The following is a 4,095-nucleotide window of genomic DNA, read 5'->3' as shown; positions in this document are numbered from 1 at the left end:
CGCGAGATAGCCGTAGACAATGGGAACACGCTCGGCGCCTTCGGCCGCAACCGCGCCGCCGAACGGGGACAGCGCAACGCCAAGCCCCAGCGAACCAACTCCAGCCAACAAGGAACGACGACGCATGACATCCTCCTTTCCGGGCTGACGATCCTCCGAGGTTCTCCTTCGTTCGCCAGCCGTGGTTTGATCATGACGTGACGCTCAGCAGTATAGTCCTCCGGTGCGTGGACCGACACGTCTTTCCCCGAATTCGCGATGGCGCTATGGGAACACGTGTTGCACCCAACGGGACATGTCATGAGCAGCCGCGCCCACACCCTTGCCGCCATCGAACGCCGCGTCCGCCGGCTCGGCCGCCCGTTCGGCGTCAGCCTGCTCGTGGCGCAGAAGCGCAATCCCAAGATCGAGGCGCATGGCGGCTACATGCTGCGCGACGATGACAGCTTCGAGATCGTCTTCGGCAACAAGGGCTACGAGTTCTCGGCGAGCCTCGAGGAAGTCGAGGAGTTTTTGCTCGAGTCGAAAGAAGCCGCCAAGGAGAAGAAGTAGTTGGCGGTGTGGGGCACGGCACAGGCTCCATACTCGGTGTCATCCCCGCGAAGGCTGGGATGACACCGGTGGGTTTTGCCGCATGGTACGAGCAGCCTCTACCGCAGCGACGCCAACACTCCGCGCAGCCACTCGCGCACCCCGCGCACCCAGCCGGCCGCCGCCTGCCAGGCCGTGGTGCCTTTGGCCCAGTTGATCGCCAGGTCACGCAGTCCGAACAGCCAGTCCAGCAGCGCCTTGAACCAGCCGATCCGCATCAGCGGCTCGTAGCCGGCATGGAACAGCCGCTCGCTGACCAGCAGCGACAGCGCATGCGCCACCAGCAACAGCGCCGTCCCCTGCACCACATGCCCGGTGGCGCCGCGATAGACCGCGAACAGCTTGGCCGGCTCGAGGATCACGAACGGTACCGCCAGCAGCACCAGCACCGCATAGGGCGGCAGGCTGGCGATCAGGTCGCCCAGCCGCTGGAACAGCCGCAGTTCGCCCAGGCGCCGGATCAGCGGGCGGAACAGCGGGAACAGCAGGTCGTCGAGCAGCGTGTAGATCACCACCGCGACGATCACTATCGCCCGCCCGATGGCGCGGAGGACGCGTCGCCACGTTGGTATCGCCCGTTCGTCCGTCATGTTTCCCCCTGCTTGTCGCGAAGGCTAGCCGCGCCGGTCTTCTGTGCTATCGTCCGGGCGGGAAGTTTCTGTGCCTCAGAGTGAGCGACCGATCTGATGTCGATCAAAGCCGCGATCTACCACTTGACGCACTACAAATATGATCGCCCCGTCGTCCTCCAACCCCAGATCATCCGACTCCAGCCCGCTCCCCAGTCGAAGACCAAGGTGCTCAGCCACTCGCTGCGGGTGTCGCCGGCCAACCACTTCGTCAACGTCCAGCAGGACCCCTACGGCAATTACCTGAGCCGCCACGTCTTCCCCGACCCGGTAACGGAACTGAAGATCGAAGTCGATCTCGTCGCCGACATGACGGTCTACAACCCGTTCGACTTCTTCGTCGAGGAGCGCGCCGAGACCTGGCCCTTCGCCTATCCCGAAGAACTGCGCTACGATCTCTCCATCTACATGAAGCCGCAGCCGGCCGGCCCTCTGCTCATGGAGTTCCTGCGGCAGGTCGACCGCACGCCGATGAACACGGTCAACTTCATCACCGCGCTCAATGCCCGGGTGCAGCGCGAGATCGGCTATATCGTCCGGCTCGAAACAGGCGTGCTGGAGCCCGACGAGACTCTGGCCCGCGCCCAGGGCTCGTGCCGCGATTCGAGTTGGCTGCTGGTGCAGGCGCTGCGCCATCTCGGCTTCGCCGCGCGCTTCGTCTCGGGCTACCTGATCCAGCTGAAGCCGGACCTCGTGTCGCTCGACGGTCCCGCCGGCACCGACCACGATTTCACCGACCTTCACGCCTGGTGCGAGGTCTATCTGCCGGGCGCCGGCTGGGTCGGGCTCGACCCGACCTCCGGCCTCCTCGCCGGCGAGAGCCACGTGCCGCTCGCCGCCACCCCGCATTATCGCAACGCCGCGCCGATCTCGGGCTTCACCAGCTTCGCCAATGTCGAGTTCGAGTTCGACATGAAGGTGAGCCGCGTCGCCGAGCATCCGCGCATCACCATGCCGTTCTCGGATGAGAGCTGGAACCGGCTCAATGCGCTCGGCCGCAAGGTCGACGAGGAACTGGTCGCCAACGACGTCCGCCTCACCATGGGGGGCGAGCCGACATTCGTGTCGATCGACGATTTCGAGGCGGGCGAGTGGAACGCCGATGCCGTAGGCCCGACCAAGCGGGAGAAGGCCGACGCGCTGATCCGGCGGCTGCGCGAGCGCTTCGCCCCGGGCGGGCTGCTGCATTATGGCCAGGGCAAGTGGTATCCCGGCGAAACGCTGCCGCGCTGGACCTTCTCCCTCTACTGGCGCCGCGACGGCAAGCCGGTATGGCGCGACGACAAGCTGTTCGCCCATGAGGGCGTACCCACCGAAGCTAAACCGGGCGACGACCAGCGCCTCCTCACCGAGATCGCCACCAATCTCGGCGTCGGCCACGAGACGATCGACGCCGCCTATGAGGACCCGGGCGACTGGCTGGTGAAGGAAGCCCGGCTGCCGCCCAACGTCGATCCCGCCAACTCCGAGCTCGCCGACCCCGAGGCCCGCGCCCGCATGGCGCGGGTGTTCGACAACGGCCTCAACAACCCGACCGGCTACGTGCTGCCGGTGCAGCGCTGGAACGCCCTGCCCGATCGCACCCGCTGGATCACCGAGAAATGGAAGACCCGGCGCGGCAAGCTCTACCTTGCCGCCGGCGACTCCCCGGTCGGCTATCGCCTGCCGCTGAGTTCCCTGAAGCACGTCGAGCCAACCGCCTACCCGCACGTCGTGCCGCGCGACCCGCTGGTCGCCGTCTTCGACCTGCCCGAGGTCGAGGAACTGCTGCAGCAGCCGGTCGAAGTCCGGATCGGCCACCACGCCCAGCCCTCGACCTTCACCGCCGACCCGACGATCAACCAGGAGATCGCCGAGCAGGTGCTCGACGAGATCGACTCGGTCGTCCGCACCGCCGTCACGGTGGAGCTGCGCGAGGGGCGCCTCTGCGTCTTCCTGCCGCCAGTCTCGACCGTCGAGGACTATCTCGAGCTGATCGCCGCCTCGGAGGAGGCTGCGAAAACCGTCGGCCTCCCCATCCATGTCGAGGGCTACGCCCCGCCCTACGATCCGCGGCTCAACGTCATCCGCGTGGCGCCTGACCCCGGCGTCATCGAGGTCAACATCCACCCGGCATCGAGCTGGGAGGAATGCGTCGCCACCACCACTGCGGTCTACGAGGAGGCCCGACAGGCCCGGCTCGGCGCCGACAAGTTCATGATCGACGGCAAGCACACCGGCACCGGCGGCGGCAACCATGTCGTGGTCGGCGGCTCCACTCCCGGCGACTCGCCGTTCCTTCGGCGGCCCGATTTGCTCAAGAGCCTGATCCTCCACTGGCAGCAGCACCCCTCGCTCAGCTACCTGTTCTCGGGCCTCTTCATCGGCCCCACCTCGCAGGCGCCGCGCATCGACGAGGCCCGTCACGACAGCCTCTACGAACTCGAGATCGCCATGAAGCAGGTGCCGCCACCGGGCGAAGGCACCCCGCCGCGTCCCTGGCTGGTCGACCGGCTGTTCCGCAACCTGCTCGTCGACGTCACCGGCAATACCCACCGCTCCGAAATCTGCATCGACAAGCTCTACTCGCCTGATGGGCCGACCGGCCGACTCGGTCTGGTCGAATTCCGTGGCTTCGAAATGCCGCCCAATGCGCGCATGAGCCTTGCCCAGCAATTGCTGGTCCGCGCGCTCATCGCCCGTTTCTGGGCCGAGCCCGCGCAGGGCAGTTTCACCCGCTGGGGCAATACGCTGCACGATCGCTTCATGCTGCCGCATTATGTCTGGCAGGATTTCCTCGACGTGCTCAATGACTTGCGCGCCAACGGCTTCAATATCCGGCCGGAATGGTTCGAAGCCCAGCTCGAATTCCGCTTCCCCTTCTGCGGCGAGGTCG

Annotated in this window: 4 protein-coding genes; 3 read left to right on the top strand and 1 reads right to left on the bottom strand. The window is 66.3% G+C overall.

All coding sequences use genetic code 11. The features are described 5' to 3' along the window. On the top strand, positions 1-201 hold a 201-nt coding region (locus JWQ89_RS14735), incomplete at its 5' end, for a hypothetical protein (RefSeq protein WP_299642206.1). A 99-nt stretch (positions 202-300) separates the two neighbouring features. Then, the gene (locus JWQ89_RS14730) at positions 301-552 is read left to right on the top strand and encodes a hypothetical protein (RefSeq protein ID WP_299642205.1); all 252 of its coding nucleotides are present in this window, start codon (positions 301-303) and stop codon (positions 550-552) included. Between the two features lie 98 nt (positions 553-650). Here the strand turns inward: JWQ89_RS14730 and JWQ89_RS14725 are convergent, their stop codons facing one another. Continuing rightward, a complete protein-coding gene (locus JWQ89_RS14725) occupies positions 651-1,181 on the bottom strand; it encodes a hypothetical protein (RefSeq protein WP_299642203.1) in 531 nt (176 codons plus the stop codon). A 96-nt stretch (positions 1,182-1,277) separates the two neighbouring features. Here JWQ89_RS14725 and JWQ89_RS14720 point away from each other — a divergent pair. Continuing rightward, the coding region (locus JWQ89_RS14720; protein WP_299642201.1) for a transglutaminase family protein at positions 1,278-4,095 on the top strand (2,818 nt) is incomplete at its 3' end.

This window comes from Devosia sp. (assembly GCF_028290645.1).
GTDB lineage: Bacteria > Pseudomonadota > Alphaproteobacteria > Rhizobiales > Devosiaceae > Devosia_A.
Note: the sequence above shows the minus strand (reverse complement) of the source record. Positions and strands in the feature narration are given on the sequence as shown.